A 20025-nucleotide genomic window follows, 5' to 3' on the forward strand; every position below is an offset into this window, starting at 1 on the left:
TTAGTTAGGAGGCATTCCTAGTAGCGGCAATATTTTACTCACTTTATCAAAGCATTCCTGATATTCCAGCTCGAGTTGCGAGTCCGCCACTATGCCTCCGCCGGCCCAGCAATACAGGGTGTTGTTTTTAGCCAGCAAGGTGCGAATGCAAATGTTGCTGTCCATGTGACCGTGATGGCTAATATAACCCAGCGAGCCGCAATAGATGCTGCGCCGTGAAAGCTCCAGCTCTTCGATAATTTCCATGGCGCGAATTTTGGGCGCTCCGGTAATGGAGCCGCCGGGAAAGGCTGCGGCTAGGGCATCAATAGCGCTGTACTGCTCATCAAGCTCGGCGTTTATGGTGCTCACTAGATGATGCACTGCCGGAAAGCTCTCAATAGCAAATAAGCTGGGCACTGTTACGCTGCCAGGCTTGGCGACGCGACCAAAATCGTTTCTGAGCAAATCCACAATCATCAGATTTTCGGCTCGATCTTTCTCAGAAGCTTGTAGCGCTTGCGCCGCTTGTTGGTCTTTGTCAGGCTCTGCGTGGCGCGCTTTGGTGCCTTTAATGGGCTTGGTTTGCAGTTGTTGGTCTTGGCATTGAATAAAGCGCTCGGGGGAGAGGCTTAAAATGGCGTGATCGTCTAAGCGCATAAAGCCTGCAAAGGGGGCTTGATTGTGTTCACGCAGCTTTAAGTAAGCTTGATACTCATCGCCAGCATAGCCCATGTCAAAACGCTGGGTTAGGTTAATCTGGTAGCAATCGCCGCTGTGCAAATAGGCTTGCACTTGCTCAAAGGCTTGGACGTAGCCTTGTTGACTTTGTTGGCAGCGCCACGGGCCTGTGTTTTGAAACTGGGGGGCTTTGGGGGCTTGCTGGTAGTCAGCTATTCGCGCTTCTAGCCAGGCCAAGCGCTTGGCTAAACCGGCTTCATCGCCAAAGTGGACTAGGTTTATGGAGCGATTGTGCTTATCGGCAATCAGCGCCCAATCAAAGATGCCCACCGCCATGTCATAGGCGTCAATGTCGTTAGCGGCTTGGCTTGGCAGGTGTTCGCTGTAGCGTCCCAAGTCGTAGCTAAAGTAGCCCAAAGCGCCGCCAATAAAAGGCCAATGGTCACCTAGATCGCTGGCAAGCGGTTGCTCGCCCAACAGCTCGCCGCTCACCCGTTTTACCAGCTCAAAAGGCGAAGTCTTTCTATGAAAGGCGTCGCTGCTCACATAAGCGTTAAAGCCAGCGCCTAGCTCCTCAGCATAGCTCACCCGCGTCTCACCCTGCTTACTGGTGAGCGTTGCCAACGGCTGTGCCACCGCGATGTCAAAGCGCGCATCCACATGATCGGCATCGGAGGAGTCGAGCAGCATGGCCCAAGGCAGCTGAGCCAATGCGCTAAAGTGCTGGCACAGCGGCCACGACCAGTCGAGAGTTAAGCTGTAAAGTTGTTTCGCCATTGCCAATTGATTAGTTGCGCCTAAAAGCTAGTCTGATGAGGTGCGAAAGAGTATCATATCGGCCGACAAGGATTAACCGAATAACAGCAAAAATAAACGGCTTAGACCGTAATACTAGACCCTAGTATGTTGGAGAACGTCTATGACAGTCATTAAGAAAGCGGATTTTATTGACAGCATTGAGCAATCGCTGCAGTACATTTCTTACTACCATCCTAAAGATTTTATCGACGCCATGGCCGCGGCGTATGAAAAAGAGCAAAGCGCGGCTGCCAAAGACGCCATTGCCCAAATTCTCATTAATTCACGCATGTCCGCCGAGGGTAAACGTCCCTTGTGCCAAGACACCGGCATTGTTACCTGCTTTGTGAAAGTGGGCATGCAGGTGCAGTGGGACAGCGATCTCACCGTGCAGCAAATGGTGGACGAGGGCGTTCGTCGCGCCTATAACAACCCAGATAACCCGTTGCGCGCCTCCATTGTGGCAGACCCCGCCGGTAAGCGCTTAAACACCAAAGACAACACTCCAGCGGTGGTGCACCAAGAGCTAGTGGCCGGCGATAAGGTGGAAGTTATGATTGCCGCGAAAGGTGGCGGCTCTGAGAACAAATCGAAAATGGTGATGCTCAATCCTTCTGACGACATTGCCGAGTGGGTTGAAAAAACCTTGCCCACCATGGGCGCAGGTTGGTGTCCGCCGGGCATGTTAGGCATTGGCATTGGCGGTACCGCGGAAAAAGCGGCGGTAATGGCCAAAGAGTCGCTAATGGAGCCATGCGACATTCACGAGCTCATTGAAAAGGGCGCGGACAACGCGGAAGAAGCGCTGCGCTTAGACATTTTTAACCGCTGTAACGGCACCGGCATTGGCGCCCAAGGCTTAGGCGGCGTAACCACGGTGTTGGACATTAAAATCAAGTCTGCGCCTACCCACGCTGCGTCTAAACCTGTGGTGATGATCCCTAACTGTGCTGCCACTCGTCACGCGCATTTTCACTTAGATGGCACCGGACCTGCCGAGTTAGCGCCGCCAAGCTTGGAAGACTGGCCGCAAGTAACTTGGGAAGTGGGTGAAAACGTGCGTCGGGTGAATCTTGATACCCTAAAGCGCGAAGACATGCTCACCTGGCAAAGTGGTGATACCGTGTTATTAAGCGGTAAGATTTTAACCGGTCGCGACGCTGCCCATAAGCGCATTCAAGGCTTGTTGGAGTCCGGCGAAGGCTTACCTGAAGGTGTGGATTTCACCGATAAGTTCATTTATTACGTAGGTCCTGTGGATCCCGTGGGCGATGAAGTGGTAGGGCCGGCCGGACCCACAACATCTACCCGTATGGACAAGTTTACCGACATGATGCTCGAGCAAACCGGCTTAATGGGCATGATAGGGAAAGCCGAGCGCGGCCCGGCCACCGTGGCCAGCATTAAGCAGCACAAAGCCGTTTATTTGATGGCGGTGGGCGGTGCGGCCTACTTGGTGGCTAAAGCCATTAAGAAATCTCGGGTTGTGGCCTTTGAAGATTTGGGCATGGAAGCGATTTACGAATTTGAAGTCAAAGACATGCCGGTGACGGTGGCGGTGGATTCAAACGGGGTGAACGCCCATGAAACCGGCCCAGCGGTGTGGAAAATTAACTTAGCAAAAGAAGCATAATAAACTATGACATTCAGGAAATTCAGGAAATTCAGATTAACTCAATTGAGTATTGCAGGCCTGCTAGCCTGCTCTGGCGGCTTTGGTAGTGCATTAGTTAGCACCACAGCCATAGCTGCAGATGCCACAGCTAACACAGCGACTAGCGCAGAAACCCCGCAAGCCAAACGCGCCTACACAGTTCACGATTTAGCCCGCCTTAATAAGCTGCACAGCGCAGCGGTTGCGCCGGATGGCAAGTCGGTGGTGTACGGCCTTACCTTAGTCAGCAGCGACGGTGCTAAGCGCTCAGACTTATACCGTTTATCCCTAACCGATGCCAACGCCAAGCCGCAACAGCTTACCGATAACAAGGGCACCGAGCACAGCGTGCGCTTTGCCCCAGACGGCGACAGCCTTTATTTTGTATCGGCTCGCAGTGGCTCCAGCCAGTTGTGGCGCTTGCCGTTAACCGGCGGCGAAGCCATGCAGGTAACGGATTTCCCGCTTAATGTGGATGGCTATAAGCTCTCAAACGATGGCAAGCAGCTTGTGGTTAACATGCGGGTGTTCCCCGAGTGTAAAGACTTGGCTTGCAGCGTTGAGCGCTTCGAGCAAGAAGCTAATCGCAACACCTCGGGTCAGGTGTATGACCAGCTGATGGTGCGCCATTGGGATACTTGGGGCGATCACGCTCGCGCTCACTTGTTCGTAGGGGCGTTTAACGAGCAGGGCAAAGTAACCGAGGTAGTGGACGTCACCCAAGGTTTAGATACAGAAACCCCGCCTAAACCGTTTTCTGGCATGGAAGAGGTGACCTTTACCCCAGACGGTAAACACATTGTCTACACAGCCAAAGCGCCGAGTAAGGATCAATCTTGGACCACCAATTACGACTTGTTCCAAGTGGCGGTGGATGGCAGCAATACCACCAACTTAACCGAGGCCAATTTGGCGTGGGACTCCCATCCTACCTTCTCACCCGATGGCCGCTACATGGCGTATTTGGCGATGAAGCGTCCCGGTTTTGAGGCGGATCGCAACGCCATCATGCTTAAAGACACGGTAACCGGTCAAACCAAAGAAGTGGCGCCGCTGTGGGACCGAAGCGCCAGCTCGCTGCGTTTTGGCACCGATAACCGCACCTTATACGTAACCGCGCAAGATGTTGGCCAAGTGTCCATGTTTGCGGTGAATACTCAGTTTGGCGACATTGTGCCAGTGTACTCTCAAGGCTATAACAGCATTGTGGGACAAGCGGGCGACAAGCTTGTGTATGTGCACAAGTCTTTGGTAGAGCCGGGCGATTTGCACCTGATTGGCCTCGATGGCTTTGGTCAGCGTCGTTTAACCGAGGTGAACCAGCAAAAACTGGCCAACGTTCAGTTTAGCGATTACGAGCAGTTCACCTTTAAAGGCTGGAACAACGAAACCGTGCACGGCTATTGGATAAAACCCTACGGCTATCAAGAAGGTAAGAAGTACCCCATAGCGTTCTTGGTGCATGGTGGTCCGCAAGGCTCCTTTGGTAACGGCTTTAGCGGTCGCTGGAACCCGCAACTGTGGGCCGGTGCTGGCTACGGCGTGGTGATGATCGATTTTCACGGCTCCACCGGCTATGGCCAAGCCTTTACCGATTCCATCTCGAAAGACTGGGGCGGCAAACCGCTGGAAGACTTGCAAAAAGGCTTAGCGGCGGTCACCAAGCAGCAACCTTGGCTCGATGCCAGTCGCGCTTGTGCTTTGGGCGGCTCTTACGGCGGCTACATGATGAACTGGATCCAAGGTAACTGGAGCGATGGCTTTAATTGCTTGGTGAATCACGCCGGCTTGTTTGACATGCGCTCTATGTATTATGTTACTGAAGAGCTGTGGTTCCCGGAGTTTGAGTTTGGTGGTCAGTACCACGAAAACAAAGAGCTGTATGAAAAGTTCAATCCGGTGAACTATGTTGAAAATTGGAAAACGCCGATGCTAGTGATCCACGGCGAGAAAGATTTTCGAGTACCTTACGGACAAGGATTGGCGGCGTTTAGCTACATGCAGCGCAATAACATTCCGTCAAAATTGCTGATTTATCCCGATGAGAATCATTGGATTTTGAATCAAGAAAATTTAATCCAATGGTACGACAATGTATTCGAATGGATGGATAAGTGGACCGCTAAGTAACTTAGCTTAAGAGATACCGCCGCTAGCGATGTAGTAGTGAGTTTTTTATATTAGTTTTATTAATGCGTAAGCGCATAATAAGAGTAAAAAAACTCACTTTGTAAAGCGGCGGGTATCGGGTAAAGTAGCGCCCACTTTTTTGGTTGCTGGAACATTAACATTAGAGGCTGAACCCCTTGGACTACATCGCATACTTTAAATTTTTTGTGGGCTTATTTGCCATTATTAACCCGGTGGGTCTGTTGCCGGTGTTTGTTGGCTTAACCAGTCACCAAAATGATGCCGAGCGCAGACAAACAGCCGATGTGGCCCACTTTGCGGTGGTCATTATTTTGTTGGTTACCCTCATTGCCGGCGAAATCATCCTTGGCATGTTCGACATTTCCATTCCTGCGTTCCGTATTGCCGGTGGTGTGCTGATCTCAATTATTGCCTTGTCGATGTTGCAAGGTAAGTTGGGTGAGGTGAAAAGTAACAAAGAAGAAAACCGCGAATTTGCCGCCAAAGAGTCGGTGGCGGTTGTGCCGTTGGCGCTGCCGTTAATGGCGGGCCCAGGTGCCATTAGTTCGGTGATTGTATACTCGGCGCAGCATCCATCGCTTATCGATAAGCTGATGATGGGTGTGTCGGTGGTTGCCTTTGGCGCGGTGAGTTGGGGCCTGTTTAGAATGGCGCCTTACTTGTACAAGCTATTGGGCCAAACCGGGATTAACGTGATTACCCGTATTATGGGGTTGATTATGCTGTCCATTGCCATTGAAATTATTGCAGCCGGCGTTAAAGGACTGTTTCCAGCACTGGCTTATACTGGCTAAATTGTCCAGCGAACAGTCTGGCTAATCGTCTTTGGTTTTTATCAGCCACAATCCGGTTATCAGTATCACGATGACCGGAATGACGTAGGTGGCGTTCATAGATATCGAAAACATGGCGCGAACTCGTCGTTAAAATCCAGCTAACAGTAGCAATTACCCGCTTAAATACAATCAGTTTGCTAACCCTTAAATAAATACGCGACCTAGCTCGCTGCAGTTGTTAAGGACTGTGGCAAAATTGTGTAAAAGCGGTAGCGGAAATACTCCAAAACTTCTAATAAATTCCAACAAAAACTCAACAAGGTTATTGTGCAGTTATTAAGCAACGATTTGTTATTTTTTAGCCATGACTGAACTTAGCCATGACTGAACAAGTTTTGATGCAGCTTTTGGGCGAAATCATCAGTCATGCCGGCAATATAATCGGCGATAACCCTATCTCCGCTTAAGCCTTGCTGACAACGCGCTAACCAGCGGTTGTAGGTGTTATGGGGCAGTAAACGGGCGGGGTCAGACTGCAGTGCTTCAAATAAATCCACAATCACCTGTTGGCCTTTAAACTCAAGCCGTTGCACTTCGGTGCGATTAATCACTTGAGCGCTCACAAAACGTTTTAAGGTGGTGAGGGCCTGCTCAAAGGCGGGCTCCATTTTGGCGTTGTATTTTAGCAAGTCGTGCTCAAACTCAATCTCAAATTCAGGGCCGGTCAGTTGCGCGCTGATGGAAGTAATAAAGCCATTCACCAAATTGCCGATGGCGTCTTTGCGGCGATAGTGCTCGTCGCTAAAGAGTGGCTTGTCGAGGCTTTCAAATAAGCTTGCAAGCCAAGGATCTTGGCTTTCAGTGAGGGGCTTGGATACCTGCTCAATAAAGCTGTCTTGACTCACTAAGCCCATAACAATGGCGTCTTCCAGATCATGCACCGAATAAGCAATGTCATCCGCCAGTTCCATGATGGAGCAGTCAAAGGATTTGTGTTGAGATTTTAAATGGGGATAGTGGTTCGACTCCACCGCTTTAAAACGGCCAAACTGCTGTTTGTCTTGTTCGCTAAAGGGGGCGAGTACCCAATCTAGCGCGGCTTTATCGTCGTCAAAAATGCCTTTGACGCTGACCCAGTCCTGCGCTTTTAAAAAGCGAGACGGCTCGGCGCTAAGGTTCTGTTTCGATAATTGGCTGTGCAGCGCAGGGTACTTTAAGATGCCGAGCAGGGTGCGTCGTGCCAAGTTCATGCCGTGGGTTTTGGTGTAGGGCTCAAGCTGGGTCAAAATGCGAAAGGTTTGGCCGTTGCCCTCAAAACCGCCGTGGTGGCGCATGACGTAGTTCAGCGCCACTTCGCCACCGTGACCAAACGGTGGATGGCCAATGTCGTGGGCGAGACACAGGCTTTCAATCAAACTGCGGCTATCCAGCAAGTAAGCCAACTCTTCATGCTTTAGGCGCAGTTGTGCGCAAATGCCGGTACCAATTTGGGCCACTTCCAGTGAATGGGTTAAGCGGGTGCGGTAGAAATCGTTTTGACCTACGCCCAGCACTTGGGTTTTGGCTTGCAACCGTCTAAATGCGGCGGAGTGGAGAATGCGGGCACGGTCGCGTTGAAACGGTGAGCGATGATCTTTATGGCGACTCTTATTCTCGTCTAACCAGCGACTGTCCCATGCGGCTTCAAGCATTGTTGTCTCCCTTTAAAGTATTAGATTTCCACCAGAGTTAACTGAATCTGTTGATGGTCTTTAGTAAAAATAAACTTGGCATCATCGTATTTGGGCGGCCCCATAAAGCCTTTAGCGGCGTTGGATGTGCCCACAGGCTCTGTAGGAATGCCTATCCAATTGCTATTAAGCTCGCCGTTATCATCCAGATCTTGGTAGGCGTAAATGGCGTAATCACCAAATTCTAACTCAACCTCAATGCTCCCATTCGCGCTTAATTGCGCCGGATCGATTAGGCTAAACAGCGCCATTTGCTGTGGATCGTCGTCAAGCCAACTGGCCTTGGAAGCGTATATTTGCACCACGAGCTTGCTGTGATCATTACTTAAGCCGTTAAAGCTCAGGGTTAGGGGAGCGCTGTAAGCACTGCTAATCGTTGCGGCATACAACAAAGTTATCAATAAGATACGAGCAATCACACGTCGACTCTAAGGTTTGCTATTGGCTAAGGGCTAGCTTACCGACAAAATGGCGTGGTTGCATCCAAAATAGCAAACACCGCGTACTTGAACCTAGGTAGCGCTAACGCTTTGCGATAGAATGACGGCCTAAACATGTTATTCAGGTGGATACTCATGGCGCGTGGCGCAAGTTACCGGCTTGACCGCTGGTTAAGCAAGCAGTTAAGCATTCCTAAAAAAGATGCACGCAGGCTGTTGGCCGCCTCCCAGGTAACGGTGAACGGTGCCGTTGAAACCAACGCCGATCGCATTGTTAACGAGCTCTCTTGTATCGCGCTAAAAAACCAAGTGCTGCAGCAGCAACAGGCGCATTACGTTATTTTGCATAAACCCGCCGGTGTGGTGAGCGCAACCCGAGACAACGAGCACACCACGGTGATTGATTTAATTGATGCGCCGTTTGCTAACACCTTGCATTTAGCCGGTCGGTTAGACAAAAACACCACAGGGTTAGTGCTGCTCAGTAACGATGGCCGCTGGACTCGCCAGCTCACCGAGCCTACCAGTAAGCTTTATAAGCATTATCATGTGACCCTTCAAAACCCCATTGATTCAAGCTACGTCGACGCCTTTGCTAAAGGCATGTATTTTGAATACGAAGGGGTGAGCATCAAGCCGGCTAAGTTGGTGATTGAATCCACTTTTACGGCGAGTTTGTCCATTGAAGAAGGCCGTTATCACCAAATAAAGCGCATGTTTGGCCGCTTTCGAAACCCGGTTGTGGCCTTGCATCGATATGCTGTTGGTGACTTGCACTTGCCTGAGGACTTGGCGGCAGGTCAGTGGCGCGAGTTAAGTGAATCTGAATTGGCCTTGTTAATGAGTAAAAGTGCGGGTTAATCCGTCGCATTGGCTGGTAAAGTTTTTTATACTGAGGCCATAACTTATTGAAAAAGTGGCGCAGCAGTATCCATGACTCCAAGATTATCTCAGCAGCACAGCCTTGAGCCCATTTACCAAGCCTTCCTTTCTGAGCTTTCAAGCACTGGTTTTAGTGGTGAGGTGGAAACCGGTTATGGCGCACGCATGACGCAGGCGGTGGATAACTCGGTGTATCAGTTTGTGCCGCAAGGGATTTTATACCCTAAAAGTCATGAAGACGTTGCCCAGGTGCTGACATTGGCCAACCAAGCTAAGTTCGATGACATTAACATCAGCGCCCGTGGCGGTTGTACCGGAACCAATGGCCAATCCCTGAATTTCGGCTTGATTCTGGACTTGTCTAAATATCTGACTCAGGTGTTAGAAATTAACCCGCAAGAAGGCTGGGTTCGGGTAGAAGCGGGCGTGGTGAAAGATGCCCTGAACGACGCCCTAAGACCCCACGATTTTTTCTTTAGTCCCGATTTATCCACCTCTAATCGTGCCACCATTGGCGGCATGATCAATACCGATGCCTCCGGGGCCGGCTCTTTGGTTTACGGTAAAACCAGTGATCACGTTATCGAGCTCAAAGGCGTATTAGCCAATGGCCAAGCCATTAACACCGCTAAGGTGAGTAAAGACAACTTCGAAGCTCAGTATCAAGGCGGCGCGCTGGAGTTAAGCCAAAGCGTGGCGCAGTTGAGTTTGGAGCATCGACACGAAATCGAACAGCGCTTTCCTAAGCTCAATCGCTTTTTAACCGGTTATGACTTAAAGAACGTGTGGGATGACGAGCTTCAGAGCTTTGACTTAGGGCGGATATTATCCGGCTCCGAGGGCACCTTAGCCATTATCACCGAAGCGAAGTTAAACCTAACGCCACTGCCGGCGAAGCGCTGTTTGGTGACGGTAAGTTACGACAGTTTTGAATCGGCACTGCGTCATGCACCGCAATTGGTTCAGGCCAATGCCACCGCCGTTGAAACCATCGACTCTAAAGTGCTGGGATTAGCCAAGCAAGACATTATCTGGCACAAGGTGCAGTCGTTAATCGACGCCGCTGACAAGGCGGAAATGGACGGCCTTAATATGGTTGAGTTCGCCGGTACCGAGCAACAGGTGCAACAGCGAGTAGATTCGCTGGTGAGTGAGTTAAGCGGTGGTGGTCATGGCGTATTAGGTTTTAAAGTGTGCCAACAAGCCCAGTCTATTAAAACCATTTACGCCATGCGCAAAAAGGCTGTTGGCTTACTTGGGGCGGCTAAAGGCACTAGAAAACCCATCGCCTTTGCCGAAGACACCGCGGTGCCGCCGGAGCACTTAGCCGATTACATTATGGAATTTCGAGCCTTATTGGATGATGCCAAGCTTGAATACGGCATGTTTGGCCACGTGGATGCCGGCGTCTTGCACGTGCGTCCAGCGTTGGATATGTGCGACCCAGATGATGAGAAACTGCTCAGAGAACTGTCCGACAAAGTGGCGGCGCTTACCCGTAAATACGGTGGCCTGATGTGGGGTGAGCATGGTAAAGGCGTTCGTGGAGAGTATGGGCCGGATGTGTTTGGCGACGAGCTGTTTCAAGTTTTGCGACAGGTTAAAGCACTGTTTGATCCGAACAACCGCCTAAATCCCGGCAAGTTGGTGACTCCGGCTAACGATTCCAGCGAGCTAATCTCTATTGATGCGCAAAAGCGCGGCAAATTTGACCGCCAAATTCCGATTCAAGTGAAAAACGATTTTATTGATGCCATGAACTGTAACGGCAATGGCTTGTGTTTTGACTATAACCATTACTCGCCCATGTGTCCCTCGTTTAAGGTCAGCGGCGATCGTGCCCAGTCGCCAAAAGGGCGGGCTACCTTAATGCGCGAATGGTTACGACAGTTATCTGAGGCAGGGGTTGACGCATCCCAATTGTCTGAGCAGGCGGATGCCAGTTGGCTGGAAAAATTTAAAAACAGCCGTAATAAAGATAAAGAATACGACTTTAGCCACCAAGTGATGGACTCTATGCGCACCTGTTTAGCCTGTAAAGCGTGCACCAGCCAGTGTCCGGTGAAAGTGGATGTACCAAAGTTTCGCTCGGAGTTTATTGAGCTATATTACAAGCGCTATTTGCGTCCGGCTAAGGATTACTTGGTGGCGGGTATTGAAGACGCCTTACCGCTTATGGAGCGCATGCCGCGCCTGGTGAACTTCGCCAGCCAAAATCGTCTGTCGCAGTTAATTGTTAAAAAGAGCTTGGGTTATGTGGATGCGCCGGCGTTATCGTATCCCACCTTAAAGCAACAGCTTTCTGGGCATCCTGCCTTGGGTTACGACTTAGCGTCGCTGCAGTCCATACCTGCAGAGGAGCGCCAAGATTACATATTGATTGTGCAAGATCCGTTTAACAGCTTTTACGATGCACAAGTGGTGGCTCGGGCTGTGTTGCTGTGCGAGCTTCTTGGCTTTAAGCCTGTGCTGCTGCCTTACAAGCCCAACGGCAAGCCGATGCACATTAAAGGCTTTTTAAAGCGCTTTGCTGCTACCGCGAAATCCAACGCCGACTTTTTAAATCAATTGGGTCAATTAAACATGCCGTTGGTGGGTGTGGATCCGGCGCTGGTGCTGACTTATCGTGACGAATACCGTCAGGTTTTAGGGGATGCTCGGGGCGATTTTGAGGTACACACCCTACAAGATTGGCTCTTCAGTAACTTAGAGCGCTTACCACAAGTTGAAGCGGCTAATAGCACCTATCATCTGTTCAGTCACTGTACCGAGTCCACCGCTTTACCTCAGTCGTTTGGCCAATGGCAGGCAATTTTCGAGCGCTTAGGGGCACAGCTTGAGTTTAAAAACCTTGGATGTTGCGGCATGGCCGGTACCTATGGCCACGAGACCGCAAACTTAGACAATTCAACCAAGCTGTATAACATGAGCTGGCAGCAGGCCATGGACGAGCTGGATCACGACAAAATTTTAGTGTCGGGTTATTCGTGCCGGTCGCAGGTGAAACGGATGGCCAAGACTAAAGTTAAGCACCCGTTAGAGGCGTTGTTAGAGCTTATTAGCTAGTGCAATATCGATGAGCTGCTGGCGCTCACGATTTCGTTAGTGTCGCTGGCGAGCGCTTGAGCGTCCAAATCTTGCACCGCAAGTGTGGTTTGGCGAATCAAGCGGTTAACCCAATAATTGAATTGGGCTTGGCTAATATCGCCGCTTTCAGTGAAGAGGGTATTCATGCACAGCAGTCGTGGCAGTTCGGTGTTATCCAGTTCAATAAAAAACTTAAGCTCTGCGTAGTTAATGCTCAACGGCCCCAAGTTGGCTTGAATTTGAAATAAGTCTTGTGGGGCAACCTCTATCGCGGTTACCCAATACAAATCGCTGTCCAGTAGTTCGACCTTGCAATCAAACACGCCATTAAGCTCAGTCACTAGGTTAATGTGCAAACCGTCGCAGTGTTGACACAAACTGAATTCAATACCCAGTTGTTGCAACCAATCGCTGATTGTTTCTGTGGTTAGTCGTGACATGAAGAACGGACTCTGGCCTTGGGTTGGTAAAAGGGCAGTAAGCCTAGCGTTATTTCTTTAAAAGTACAAATTTAGCTGGCTAAAAAGTAACGGCTTTCACATCCATGAAAGCCGTTGGTCTTTTCTAAAGGGTAGGGGTATTGCTAGTTGGCTTGTCTGGCATCGCTGATGATGCCGCGAGCCATTTCATCCGCCACTTCACCGGTAGGGCGATCTTGTAGCTTGGATTGCTCAAAAATCTTGCATAAGGTGGTGTAGATTTCTGCCACTTTGGCCTTTGACTTATCCGCATCGTAATCACGTTCAAAGAACACGTTAATAATGCCACCGGCGTTAATGACGTAATCCGGCGCGTATAAAATGTCTAAGCTTTTTAAAACATCATCGTGACGACGTTCCGCCAACTGGTTGTTAGCACAGCCGGCAATAACTTTAGCTTTTAGCTTTGGAATGGTGGTGTCGTTAATGGTGGCACCCAAAGCGCAGGGGGCGTAGACATCTACCTCTTGATGATAAATGTCTTCAGGCGCTACCACGATGGCGCCAAACTCTTTCTCAACCCGTGCGAGCGACTCTTGATTAATGTCGGTAACAATCAGCTTAGCACCGGCTTCGTGCAGGTGTTTACACAAGTAGTAACCCACATGACCAACACCTTGCACTGAAATGGTTAGGCCTTCTAGGTTGGTTTTGCCTAAACGGTGTTCAACCGCTGCGCGAATGCCCTGGTAGGTACCGAATGCGGTAAACGGAGATGGGTCGCCGGACTTGCCTTCAAGACCCGCCATAAAAGGGGTTTCTTTATAGGCGTTCATAATATCTTTGGTGGTTACGCCTACATCTTCTGCTGAGTAGTATGAGCCGCCCAGTTTATCAACGGCGCGTCCAAAGGCGCGGAATAAGGCTTCACGGTCTTTGGTACGTGGATCGGCAATGATCACCGATTTACCACCGCCGAAATCAAGACCGGCCAGTGCGTTTTTATAGGTCATGCCACGGCTCAATCGCAGTACGTCATTAATGGCTTCGTCATCCGATTGGTAGTTCCACATGCGGCAACCGCCCACCGCTGGACCTAAGGTGGTGTCGTGAACGGCAATGATGGCTCGAAGTCCGGTTGCTGGATCTTGGCAAAAGACCACTTGCTCGTGATCATCAAATGATACGTGATTAAAAACTGTCACTGCTTTTCTCTCCAAATTCTCGCAAGTACCGGTGGTTCCGGTTTATCGTTTTAGTAAAGAGCGCAACCATACCATTGCCTAGGCATTTGCCCAATTAACCGGGCTTAAAAAAGTGTGATCCAGTTGGCAATTATTCTTTCCGAATTGAAATTTATTCTTCATGGGCAAAATTGATTACAAAAGCAGCGTTTCCGTGGCGTTTCTATTGCCATCATTAGGCAGGAAAAGTAGAGTGAAGGCTACATCAACAATGTGGTAATTACTATGTCAGAACAACAAGTGCCAACCATCGAAAATGAAGAACAAGAAGCACAATGGGCAAGGGAACAATTTCAAAAAGCCAATCGCTTTTTAGCGGAGAAAGGCATTGTCCCTGGACAGGTAAAACTGAGCGATAGTCGCTTTCTCGCTCCAGCTTTAGCGGTATGGAAACTGTCTTCAGAGCAACCTAAAGGGGAATACTGGGTGGTTGCAGGGGAAGTGCCCACCGATTTCGTTAAAGCTTCAGCAGCGGCGACCGCCCGCGATGCCATTCGCTACTTTTCGCTGCAATGGCAAATCAAAGCTCAGCAACTCATAGATACCGGTGCCGTTAAGGATCCAACCCAAGCGAAGTTTGCGCAAACGCTTGTCTCTAAAGCTGAAGCTTTGTATCGATTACACGATAACAACAAACTGTGGACCAACGAAAATAGCTAAACTCGGTTGATTTTCTGCCTAAAGAGCCAGAGCAAATGCTCTGGCTTTTTTATAAGTAAATCTCATAATAAAAAGTAAATTCTAACAACGGGCTGCTTATTAGATATTTATCCTAAATTTAAAATGTTTGCATAACCCCGTTTTTAGAGCGTTTTTTATGCGCCTGTCGCTAATTTCATTACCCTTCTAATTCATTGTTGCCCATAAAGCTTAGGTTTTGACCTTCATAAGCAATCGCTAAGCTACATTCTGTTCAGCTTTGTAAATAACTTGTTACTAGAAAGTTAATTCCATAAAGTGGGCTATTTGAAATGGATACCTATGTTAGCAAAAGATGATAGAACAATTTGCCGTTGTAATTGTTGCGATAATGTTGCAGGTTAGACCTAAGTATTAGTATCAAATGCAACTAATTGTTGGTTGCCGACTTTGATACCAATGCTTGTTAGACATTAGCAACAACAAAACTAATCACGACAAATTACGCAATGTTCCTAAAGGACACATAAGGTATTTGAATGAGTATTAAAATAAAAAAAGCGACGCTACTCACGCTGTCTGCACTTTATGTCGCATGCAGTGCCGGAGCATCGGGGATGAACGAAACTCAATTTCGTCCGATTGTCATAACGGATGAAATTAAAGAGTTCAACAAGCGCAATGGCGAAGACAGAATGTCTCGTAATAGCCTAGCGCAGCGAGATTACAGTAATGGTCGCAACGTCCACCGTGGCATTGCAACCAGCCCAGACACTAAGGTTCCGTTTAACTATCAAAACGGTTTGACCGGTCAACACACCTATATTGTTGAGTTGGCTGATGCCCCTGCCGCTACCTACCAAGGTGGCGTTGCTGGGTTGCAAGCTACGGCACCTACTGCCAACAAGCACAATTTATTCAGTGTGGGTGCTCGTAACGCCAATAAACTGGATACTAATTCAGGCGCGGTTAAAAATTACGTTAACTATCTAACCGAACGTCAAGATAACGTGCTGGCCCAAGCGGCTGGTATCGTGGGTGACAAGCCTGTTGTTAAAGGTCGCTATAACCTGGCCTTTAACGGTATGGCGCTCACCTTAACCCAAGAGCAAGCGCAGCGCCTAGCGCAACAGCCTGGTGTTCGTAACGTAACGCTTGAGCAAAAGTACGAACTTCATACCGACGTTGGCCCACAACACATTGGTGCTGACAAGTTCTGGACCGGTGAAGTAACCGGTGGCATGGAATACAAAGGTGAAGGCGTTGTTGTTGGTGTTCTAGATACCGGTATTAACACCGATCACCCAGCGTTTGCTGCTGTTGCTGAAGACGGTTACACCCACGTTAACCCATTGGGTTCTGGTGTTTACCTTGGTGACTGTGAAAAAGCAGAATTCGCCAGCATGTGTAACGACAAGCTGATTGGTGTTCGTTCGTACGAAGTCATTACTGACACTTATGATCACATCAGTTTCTTCCCAGAGCTTCCTGAGTGGGGTTGGGTAGAAGCACCAAAACGTCCTGCCAACGGCGAAGACTATAACGGTCACGGTTCACATACCGCCAGCACCGCTGCTGGTAACGCCATGAGCGACGTAGACTACGTAGTGGGTGAGCTGGGTGAAATCGGTGACGGTTTCGCAACGGGCCTTAAATTCCCTAAAATCTCTGGTGTTGCACCTCGTGCCAACGTCATTATGTACCAAGTGTGTCATCCAACCGATGGTACCTTAGGTAACGAATTTAGAGGTTGTCCTGGTGCAGCTTTGCTATCGGGTATTGAAGATGCCATCGCCGATGGTGTTGATGTAATTAACTTCTCTATCGGTACTGCTTACGGGTCGTTCCCTTGGGAAAACCCAACCGAGATGGCGTTCCTAGCTGCTCGTGAAGCGGGTATTTCGGTTGCGGCTTCTGCAGGTAACTCATACGCTCCGGCCTATGCTAACCAAGCTCGTGGTGCCATTGACCATTTCTCTCCTTGGGTAACCTCGGTTGCTGCAACCACACACGGTCGTAAGATTTCAGTTGTGGGTAAAACCCTATCTGAAATGAGCGGTGGTGATATGCCTGCACCGGCTACCATTGAAGGTGCCGGTATTACTGAGGGCTACTCTGGGCCTATCGTACGCGCTGCGGATTATGGTGATGAGCAATGTTTAACGCCATTCCCAGCAGGTACGTTCGATGCTGATCCAATGGGCATGCCGTTTACTAAAGCACCGATTGTTGTTTGTGCTCGTGGCGAAATCCCTCGTGTTGAAAAAGCAACTAACGTGGCCGCCGGTGGTGCTGGCGCATTGGTTCTTTACAACGTTTACTGGGATGATGGCATTGTTAACGATGTATTTGAAATTCCAGCAATCCACATTGATGCATCAATGACTTGGAGCTTAAATAACTGGCTAAGCTCTGGCTCTGACCACATGGCTACCATTACCGCTGCTGAGGTTATCACTGAAGAAGGTCAGGCTGATATGGTCGCTGACTTCTCATCCCGTGGTCCTAACCTAGAACTACCAGATGTAATGAGTCCTAACCTAGGTGCGCCAGGTGTTGATGTTTATGCAGCTTACGCTGACGAAATGCCATTCACTGCAGCGCCGTTCCCATCTGATTATGTCGCTATTAGCGGTACCTCAATGGCAGCTCCGCACGTAGCGGGTGCTATGGCTTTGCTTAAGCAAGCGAATCCAAGCTGGACACCAGCCCAGATTCAGTCTGCACTAATGATGACTGCTAGTATTGAAGGTGTTACTCGTACTGAAGATAACGCCCAATGGAATGCAGGCATTGAAGCGGCTCAGTACTCTGATGTTGGTAGCGGTGTAATTAACGTTGCACGCGCCGTTAAGACCGGTTTGTTACTTGATGAAACCGCTGACAACTACCGAGCGGCCAACCCGCGTAATGGTGGTAGCGTAATCAACTTGAACCTACCGTACTTGTACAACGCTTCTTGCGACCAGTCTTGTACTTGGATGCGTACCTTTACCGCCACTCAAGACGGTACTTGGAACGTTGATGGTATGGCGCACGCTATGGAAGGTGCGGGCATGCTGGATGTTGAAGTGATGCCAAAATCGTTTAGCTTAAAGGCGGGTGAAACGCAAAACATCGTCGTTAAAGCAAACATTCTTGAAATTAACGCGCCAAACGCGGATTCATCGCAATTGATGTTAGACGGTGTGGTCACCATCACTCCTACTGAAGGTGATATGCCTGTACAACACTTACCAATGAGTGTTCGTTACAAGCCAAACTCTCTACCAGAATCAGCATCTGCGGTAATCCACCGCTCCAACGGCCACATATTGACTCCAGAGTTAATGACAGAAGAAATTCAATCATTGACGACTCGTGTTGATGGCCTTGTTAAAGGTATGCGTTACGACTTTAACCTAGATCGCGGTACGACTCGCATTAATGATGGCAGCAACATTGCCGATCTAGAAGCGGATACCGGTACCGAAGTTGTGTACTTTGAAGTACCAGAAGGAACCGCTCGTATCGTTTGGGAAGTTGCTTCTAAAGAAGGTAATGCTTTCTCAGGTATCCAGTTAGGAATGGACGTGAACAACGACGGTGAGTTCCAATGGGGCGATGAAGGCCTATGTTACTCATACACCAACGTTAACGACTATTGTGCGGTTAATAACCCTGCACCTGGCATGTACTGGGCTATCTTGGGTAACTGGAAACAAGAGTGGGAAGATCCAGACAACACTATGGATCCTATGTCTGCAGCGCTTGCGATTATTCCAATGCAAGACTCTGGTATGGTGACCGTTGAAGGACCTGCTCAAGTTCAAGCGAACACTCCTTATCAATTGCAATTGAACTATCAATTAGACGATGTAATGGAAGGTGATGTTTACTATGGTCTATTGCACATTGGTAGCAATGATTATAACGACGCTAACATCGGTTCAATGGCCATTCGCTTAGATCACCAAGGTAGTGACGTTATTCTAATGGCTAGCCAAACCGCTGCTAAAGCTGGCGATGTAATCGACTTTAACTTAGATCTTAAGCCGAACTTGGCGGGCGGTGATCGCGATTACACCATGACGGTTAATCTGCCTGAGCACTACACCTTACAAGAAGACAGCATTCGCCTAGGTGGTTTTGGTGTATCAATGGACGACGTGACCATTGATGGTCAAACCGTAACCATTGCTGCGACTCAGCCATCTTCTGCGGGCATGAAGCGTGAATACGTGTTTACCACCAACTTTACGGATGACCAATGTAAGGTCCCTTATGGTGATGATCCGAGCTTCTTTGATTTAGCCGTTAATCATGAACCAGCTGCAATTTGGGGATATCCAAACGAAACTGTTCAGGTACCGTTATCTGCTAACGGATTACCACACGTTCCTTTGTATGGTAACCCTGAAATGTATGGCCGTGATGTATTGACCATTTCACCGTTTGGATTCGTTCAATTTGATGAACTGCCATTGTTCTTTAGTCAACACTTTGAGTTCAATGACAATTTCCAATTCTTCCCTGACACAGTTGTTGCTCCAATGTGGAAAAGTGATGTAATGATGCCGGAGCCTATGTTTGATTGGGGTGAAGGTCGCTTTACAAGTGGTGTTTATCCAATCATCACTGACAAGCACTACATCATTCAATGGGACGGCGGTGTTGAGTATGCGAACTGGTTTGTGGGTGCCAATAACCCAGATCCAGACGCGGAATACAGCGTACAAACCGTTATTTCTACCGAGTTGAACTTTGAACCAAACGATTACGAATTAGTTTATGCGTATCGTTCATTCAAAACTGCTAACCCAGACATTGGTTCAGTAGGTGTCCACGGCTTCTACGGTCCATCAGGTACCTACGGTCCGCTATTGGGTTATCTAAATGACGGCGTTGCCTACAATAACTTAGGTGATGTTATCCAAGAAGGCATGGTAATTTGTGGTGACTACCACGGTCCAGAACAGTCTCAAGTTAACTTAGACTTCTCTGTTGTCGTGGGAGCTGCAGCAACAGGTACCATACAAGACTTGACCGTAGACAGTCAGTACAGCGATTCAGAAATGACCACGGTAGCTCACTCTATGAAGGTACCGGCTAACATTACTGTTGCGGCGATCAACGATCACATGATTGATGAGAACCAAATGCTTGAAAACATCACAGTTTACTACAACGACCTTAAAGGCACTGCCAATGGTATTGTGGTTAGCGGTGACAACATTACTGCTGAAGTAATGGGTACTGAAAGCGGTTCTACCTTCTCAATCACGCCAGATCAAGATTGGCATGGTATGACTGAAGTAACCGTTATGGTTCACGACATGGCAAACCCGAACGATGCTCACAGCGTAACCTTTATGCTAGAAGTAGTGTCTGATGGTGTTGAGCCTACGCCTCCTGCCGCTCCAGAGCCTGAGCCTGAAGTGGAAGATGAAGAAGACGACAGTGACGGTGGTTCATTGGGATACTTTGCACTGATGCTACTTGCATTAGCGGGCATGCGTCGTCGCATGAAGTAATCTTAAAAACTCTACCCAATAAAAAAGTCACC

Annotated in this window: 12 protein-coding genes; 7 read left to right on the forward strand and 5 right to left on the reverse strand. The window is 49.0% G+C overall.

From position 1 onward, the window contains the following. Complete coding sequence (gene pabB, locus CLC91_RS09540; RefSeq protein WP_095500341.1) at positions 1–1437, reverse strand: aminodeoxychorismate synthase component I; 1437 nt, start codon at positions 1435–1437, stop codon at positions 1–3. A gap of 142 nt (positions 1438–1579) precedes the next feature. Here pabB and CLC91_RS09545 point away from each other — a divergent pair, with 142 nt between their 5' ends. The 3 genes from CLC91_RS09545 to CLC91_RS09555 all read left to right on the forward strand — a co-directional run bounded on the left by CLC91_RS09545 (position 1580) and on the right by CLC91_RS09555 (position 6057). Further along, positions 1580–3091, forward strand: a complete 1512-nt coding sequence (locus CLC91_RS09545) for a fumarate hydratase (RefSeq protein WP_095500342.1) — start codon at positions 1580–1582, stop codon at positions 3089–3091. A 45-nt stretch (positions 3092–3136) separates the two neighbouring features. Then, the gene (locus CLC91_RS09550) at positions 3137–5242 is read left to right on the forward strand and encodes a S9 family peptidase (protein WP_408634226.1); all 2106 of its coding nucleotides are present in this window, start codon (positions 3137–3139) and stop codon (positions 5240–5242) included. A gap of 176 nt (positions 5243–5418) precedes the next feature. Then, positions 5419–6057 (forward strand): YchE family NAAT transporter, encoded by a 639-nt coding sequence (locus tag CLC91_RS09555; protein ID WP_095499143.1) that lies wholly within the window; start codon positions 5419–5421, stop codon positions 6055–6057. 356 nt (positions 6058–6413) lie between these two features. Here the strand turns inward: CLC91_RS09555 and CLC91_RS09560 are convergent, their stop codons facing one another. Next, on the reverse strand, positions 6414–7730 hold the full coding sequence (locus CLC91_RS09560; protein ID WP_095500344.1) for an anti-phage deoxyguanosine triphosphatase: 1317 nt from the start codon (positions 7728–7730) through the stop codon (positions 6414–6416). A 20-nt stretch (positions 7731–7750) separates the two neighbouring features. Continuing rightward, positions 7751–8188, reverse strand: coding sequence for a DUF2141 domain-containing protein (locus CLC91_RS09565; protein WP_095499141.1), 438 nt, complete (start codon positions 8186–8188; stop codon positions 7751–7753). A gap of 156 nt (positions 8189–8344) precedes the next feature. On the opposite strand from CLC91_RS09565, the gene CLC91_RS09570 reads away from it, so the two are divergent. Both CLC91_RS09570 and ydiJ read left to right on the forward strand, forming a co-directional pair. Beyond that, the gene (locus CLC91_RS09570; RefSeq protein ID WP_095499140.1) at positions 8345–9070 is read left to right on the forward strand and encodes a 16S rRNA pseudouridine(516) synthase; all 726 of its coding nucleotides are present in this window, start codon (positions 8345–8347) and stop codon (positions 9068–9070) included. A 72-nt stretch (positions 9071–9142) separates the two neighbouring features. After that, a complete protein-coding gene (gene ydiJ, locus CLC91_RS09575; protein WP_095500345.1) occupies positions 9143–12157 on the forward strand; it encodes a D-2-hydroxyglutarate dehydrogenase YdiJ in 3015 nt (1004 codons plus the stop codon). Here ydiJ and CLC91_RS09580 read toward each other — a convergent pair. Together CLC91_RS09580 and CLC91_RS09585 are read right to left on the reverse strand one after the other, a co-directional pair. After that, entirely contained in the window at positions 12154–12618 is a 465-nt protein-coding gene (locus tag CLC91_RS09580; protein WP_095499138.1) for a hypothetical protein, read from the reverse strand. The genes ydiJ and CLC91_RS09580 overlap by 4 nt on opposite strands. A gap of 143 nt (positions 12619–12761) precedes the next feature. Then, a complete protein-coding gene (locus CLC91_RS09585; RefSeq protein WP_095499137.1) occupies positions 12762–13802 on the reverse strand; it encodes a Leu/Phe/Val dehydrogenase in 1041 nt (346 codons plus the stop codon). Between the two features lie 264 nt (positions 13803–14066). Between CLC91_RS09585 and CLC91_RS09590 the strand changes: the two genes are divergently transcribed. Continuing rightward, positions 14067–14501 carry a DUF4826 family protein gene (locus tag CLC91_RS09590; protein ID WP_095499136.1) on the forward strand — a complete coding sequence of 145 codons (435 nt, stop codon included), beginning with the start codon at positions 14067–14069 and terminating at the stop codon, positions 14499–14501. Positions 14502–15019: 518 nt separating this feature from the next. Next, positions 15020–19993: a S8 family serine peptidase gene (locus CLC91_RS15175; RefSeq protein ID WP_269844425.1), complete on the forward strand. Its 4974-nt coding sequence runs from the start codon at positions 15020–15022 to the stop codon at positions 19991–19993. The last annotated feature ends 32 nt before the right edge of the window (positions 19994–20025 follow it).

The organism is Paraferrimonas haliotis, assembly GCF_002282895.1.
GTDB lineage: Bacteria > Pseudomonadota > Gammaproteobacteria > Enterobacterales > Shewanellaceae > Paraferrimonas > Paraferrimonas haliotis.

Bases quoted from the DNA above. Each gene is read 5' to 3' on its own strand.
- CLC91_RS09590 (WP_095499136.1), top strand. From the start codon at position 14,067: ATGTCAGAACAACAAGTGCCAACCATCGAAAATGAAGAACAAGAAGCA.
- ydiJ (WP_095500345.1), top strand. From the start codon at position 9,143: ATGACTCCAAGATTATCTCAGCAGCACAGCCTTGAGCCCATTTACCAA.
- CLC91_RS15175 (WP_269844425.1), top strand. From the start codon at position 15,020: ATGAGTATTAAAATAAAAAAAGCGACGCTACTCACGCTGTCTGCACTT.
- CLC91_RS09580 (WP_095499138.1), bottom strand. From the start codon at position 12,618: ATGTCACGACTAACCACAGAAACAATCAGCGATTGGTTGCAACAACTG.
- CLC91_RS09570 (WP_095499140.1), top strand. From the start codon at position 8,345: ATGGCGCGTGGCGCAAGTTACCGGCTTGACCGCTGGTTAAGCAAGCAG.
- CLC91_RS09560 (WP_095500344.1), bottom strand. From the start codon at position 7,730: ATGCTTGAAGCCGCATGGGACAGTCGCTGGTTAGACGAGAATAAGAGT.
- pabB (WP_095500341.1), bottom strand. From the start codon at position 1,437: ATGGCGAAACAACTTTACAGCTTAACTCTCGACTGGTCGTGGCCGCTG.
- CLC91_RS09545 (WP_095500342.1), top strand. From the start codon at position 1,580: ATGACAGTCATTAAGAAAGCGGATTTTATTGACAGCATTGAGCAATCG.